This window comes from Ilumatobacter sp. (assembly GCF_041688325.1).
In the GTDB taxonomy this organism is placed as follows: domain Bacteria; phylum Actinomycetota; class Acidimicrobiia; order Acidimicrobiales; family Ilumatobacteraceae; genus Ilumatobacter_A.
The window spans coordinates 1-3,971 of record NZ_JBDNIJ010000438.1 but is presented as its reverse complement, the minus strand read 5'-3'; the positions used below and the strand labels follow the sequence as shown (position 1 = coordinate 3,971).

5 protein-coding genes and 1 pseudogene are annotated in these 3,971 nt (G+C 66.8%); all 6 read right to left on the bottom strand.

Features of this window, described 5'->3' with window-relative positions; all coding sequences use genetic code 11:
• Positions 1-510: uroporphyrinogen-III C-methyltransferase (gene cobA, locus ACH2EI_RS21310; RefSeq protein ID WP_395161515.1), on the bottom strand; the 510-nt coding region annotated here is incomplete at its 3' end.
• Positions 507-1,073 (bottom strand): bifunctional precorrin-2 dehydrogenase/sirohydrochlorin ferrochelatase, encoded by a 567-nt coding sequence (locus ACH2EI_RS21305; protein WP_395156090.1) that lies wholly within the window; start codon positions 1,071-1,073, stop codon positions 507-509. The genes cobA and ACH2EI_RS21305, both read right to left, overlap by 4 nt.
• A complete protein-coding gene (locus ACH2EI_RS21300) occupies positions 1,070-1,702 on the bottom strand; it encodes a precorrin-8X methylmutase (protein WP_395161513.1) in 633 nt (210 codons plus the stop codon). The genes ACH2EI_RS21305 and ACH2EI_RS21300 overlap by 4 nt, the downstream gene beginning before the upstream one ends.
• Entirely contained in the window at positions 1,699-1,980 is a 282-nt protein-coding gene (locus tag ACH2EI_RS21295; protein ID WP_395161511.1) for a 4Fe-4S binding protein, read from the bottom strand. Before ACH2EI_RS21295 ends, ACH2EI_RS21300 begins: the two co-directional genes overlap by 4 nt.
• Complete coding sequence (gene cobJ / locus ACH2EI_RS21290) at positions 1,961-3,637, bottom strand: precorrin-3B C(17)-methyltransferase (protein ID WP_395161509.1); 1,677 nt, start codon at positions 3,635-3,637, stop codon at positions 1,961-1,963. The genes ACH2EI_RS21295 and cobJ overlap by 20 nt, the downstream gene beginning before the upstream one ends.
• Positions 3,634-3,971: pseudogene (locus ACH2EI_RS21285) on the bottom strand (hypothetical protein); the annotation flags it as partial. The gene cobJ and the pseudogene ACH2EI_RS21285, both read right to left, overlap by 4 nt.

Sequence of the window (3,971 nt, the reverse complement as noted above, 5' to 3'; positions counted from 1 at the left end):
GCCCATCAGCACGACGAGCGTTCCTCCGACTGCGGCGAGGGCCTCCCAGTCGACGGTTTGCCCGCTCAGGGGGTCTTCGTGTCCGGTGACAAATGTGACTGACAATGCCTGATGGCGCAGAGTTACCGGGATACCTGCAGCGGTCGGCGCAGCGATGGCTGACGTGATCCCGGGAACCACGTCGAACTCCACGCCTGCGGCGAGGAGGGCATGTGCCTCCTCGCCGCCGCGTGCGAACACACAGGGATCGCCCCCTTTGAGACGAACGACCTCCTGGCCACGCTTGCCTCGTTCGACCAGCAGCGCGTTGATCTCGTCCTGCGTCATCGTGGGTTTGCGCGGCTCTTTGGCGGCGCTGATTCGTTCACAGGATGCTGGCACGAGGTTGATGAGTTCTTGGCTGACCAGTCGGTCATAGACAAGGACTTCGGCACGGCCGAGCAGTTGTGCACCTTTGACGGTGATCAAGCCGGGGTCGCCGGGGCCGGCTCCGACGAGGTGGACAGTCATGTGGTCTGCTCCTGATGGGTTGATCTGATGCTGTCGAACTTGCGGGCGAGGTCTGCGGTGGTGACAGGTCGATGCGCAGCAGCCCAGTCAGCGAGTTCGCCCCAACCCTCGGTCATGGTCGCAGCGGCGTCGCGGAGGTACGCGGCGAGTGTGGGGCTGGCGCCGTCGGTGTCGACGGCAAGGGTCACTCGGCCGACGCGGTGAACAGCGGGAAGTCGAAGATCGCCAGCGTCGGGAAGATCGCATCGCAAGACGAGCGAGCCACTTTGCTTGGCGTCGATCGCGGCGGCTTCGTTGACGTCGGGGTCGTCGGTGGCGATCACTGCGACACGCGCACCCATTGCGTCCGTTTGCTGCCAGCGTCGGCGCAGAAACTGCACCTGGTCTCCGACGACGTGGGCGACGTGATCCTGGGCCAATGAGTCGCTCCCGACTGGGTCGATGACCGTCACGCTCGCTCCCGAGTCGATCAGCGACGTGAGCTTGCGGGCGCCTGCCCGACCGCAGCCGACGACCACGCAGTGCTGTCCACGCGTGTCGAGCACGACGGGCAGCCCGCTCATCGGAGCGCCTGCTTGGCAGCCTGGACGCGTCGAACGATTGCGTTCACAGCGCCAGCGGCAGGGGAGCTGCCTCCACGCATGCCTTGGTTGGTGATCGAGATCGGCGCAAGGCCGCTCTGCCACAGGGCTGCCTTGGACTCTGCGGCGCCGACGAACCCCACCGGCAAGCCGACCACCGCAGCTGGGCGCACGACGCCGCGCTCGAACATGTCGATGAGTTCGAAGAGCGCTGTCGGTGCGTTGCCAACGACGAACACGGCGCCGTCAGGATGCTCGCGAGCGGCAAGCGTGAATGCAGCGGCCGAACGGGTCGAGCCATCGGGGGCCACCGGTACGTGGGGGAGCCAACACTCGGTCGGATATCGGGTGATGCCTGCGGCGACCATCGCTGCGTCGACGATCACGGGTGCGTCGGTGGCGAGCGCCGTCTGGAGCGCAGCTGCGGCGTGGTCACCCAGGCGCGCTGACTCGGCGGACGACAGATCGGCTGTGGCATGGATCATTCGTTCGACGATCGAGCGATCAGCATCTCGGAGCGCGCTGAGGTCGACGAGTGACGAAAGGATGCGGTAGCTCTCCACCTCGATCGGGTGCACTGCTGGACCTTCGCCGTTGCCTGGGATGCTCACTGCGAACTCCCCAGCCGGATCTCGGTGATCGCGCCGTCCGGGCAGACCTCGATGCACTCGCCGCACACGGTGCACGAGTCGTCGATCACCGCAGGTCGGCCCGGTGCTGGACGAAGTGCACGCGGGCCACACGTGATGATGCAGTTTCCACACGCGGTGCAGCTTGTGTCGATCCGCACCGTCGTCGGTCGACCCTGTTCAGGGGCGCGGTCAGGGGCGCGGTCAGGAGCGCGGTCGGGGGCGCGGTCGGGGGCGCGGTCAGGCGAGCGCAGAGTCATAGCCCCTCGGTGTCACCATGCGCCCGTTGCTCCACTCGGTTGTCGACGAGCCGACGACGACGATCGAGAACATGTCAACCTCTGCGGTGTCCATCTCGCCGAGCGTCGTCGCGATCACTCGTTCGCCTTCCCGCGTCGCGTTGACCACGATTCCGACGGGGGTCGTCGCCCCGCGCGCTGTGAGCAGGATGTCGCGCGCAGCTTCGAGTTGTGTGATGCGTCGCCGCGAGCGCGGGTTGTAAAAGGCCACCGCAAGATCGCCCGCCGCCAATGCGTGGAGCCGTTGCTCGATGACCGCCCACGGTGTGAGCAGATCCGACAGCGAAACGAGCGCGTGGTCATGTGCCAGTGGCGCCCCGAGGATCGACGCAGCGGCGAGGCTCGCGGTCACTCCTGGAACGATGTGGATCGGGGGGTGGCCGTATCGCGCTGCGACGTCCAGTACCAGGGTCGCCATCGCGAAGATACCGGGGTCACCCGAGCAGACGAGGGCAACTCGTTGGCCTTTGGCGGCACGCTCGACGGCCTCGATGCAGCGGTCGATCTCGGCACCAATCGGGCTCCGGACGATCTCCTGGCTGGCTCTGCATAGATCGGTGCATTGGTCGACGTAGTACTCGTAGCCGATCACGACGTCGGCGTGACGAATCGCCGTGCCGGCCTCGGGCGTGCGGTGCTTCGCGTCGCCCGGACCGAGGCCCACGACCTGGAGCGAGCCTTCAGGAGCCGCCCGGCGCGCAATCGCCACGGTGGCGGTGGCGCCCTTCCGCTTGGTGACCACGAGTTGCCCTCCGGGTCCAGCTGCCAGGAGCGCTGCCGCCTCGGCAACCGATGGCGTCCCGACTTCGGCCGCCACGACATCACTCGGGTTGGGCACCTCGACCGCGGCGAGATCGGTACTTGTGAACGACCGGATGGGAAGACCGAGGCTCGTCACGACCGGATGAGTGGCCCGTCGGTCGATGGTGGCGACGAGTGCGATCGACTCGCGGGCAAGATCGTGCTCGTCGAGCGCGGCGTCGAGCAGTTCACTCGCGGCGTTTTCGGCAGCGTCGGTGCTCGAGCCAATACCGACGACCAGGGTCGGCGGGTGAAGCACGACGTCGACCGCACGGGCGCTCTTCCGATCGGACACGATGATTTCGGCGCCGTCGCCTGCTGGTACGTCGATGAGATGGGCAAGCGAATCAGGAATCGGCCAGTGCGTCAGGTCGGCGCTGAACCCGAGACGCACCGGATCGCCGTCAAGCATTCGCCGAGTGATTTCAGCGACGTTGCCGACGGCAACGAACCCGGCGGGTGTGTCGAGGGCAGGGGTCGCGGTCACGTCGGTTGCCGTCGACACCACCGCAACAGCGCCGAGCAATGTGGCGACATCGATGGCGAGGTCGTTGGCCCCATGGTGCCCGCCGGCGAGCGCGACGACATGTGCCCCGGCATCGTCGACAACGACGACTGCGGGGTCGGTGGACTTGTCATCGAGGAGCGGGCCGACGACGCGCACCGCGATCCCCACCGAACAGAACAGCACGAACGCATCGACATCGTTCCAGCGTTCGCGAACGGTCCGGGCGAGGTCGCCGTGCTCGGCGGCATACGGAAGATGGGTGGCATGTTGCCGGCCGGCATCGGTGATCGAGATGGACAAAATGTTCATACGGGGCCCCCCCAAACAACGAAGACTGGATTGTCGGCCTCAAGGCGGCGGGCCTGTCGCGGGCCGATCGGGACGGAGCGATTCACGGCGATCTGGACGAGTTCGCCGCTGTTCGCGGTCACCCCGTCGAGCAGATCGACGGCGGCCAGGGCCGTCTCCATCACCGCGAACGTCGCAACGATCGTGCCGCCTGGGCCAAGACGCTCGAGCGATGCTTCGAACACCGGGCGGCCGCCGCCTCCGACGAAGATGGCGTCGGGCGTCGGTAGGCCATCAAACGCGTCTGGCGCACTGCCATTGACGACAGTGATGGCGACGTCGCTCGCGTTGTTGC

Excerpts from the sequence above, each read along its gene's own strand:
- ACH2EI_RS21305 (WP_395156090.1), bottom strand. The coding sequence starts at position 1,073 with ATGAGCGGGCTGCCCGTCGTGCTCGACACGCGTGGACAGCACTGCGTG.
- ACH2EI_RS21295 (WP_395161511.1), bottom strand. The coding sequence starts at position 1,980 with ATGACTCTGCGCTCGCCTGACCGCGCCCCCGACCGCGCCCCCGACCGC.
- cobJ (WP_395161509.1), bottom strand. The coding sequence starts at position 3,637 with ATGAACATTTTGTCCATCTCGATCACCGATGCCGGCCGGCAACATGCC.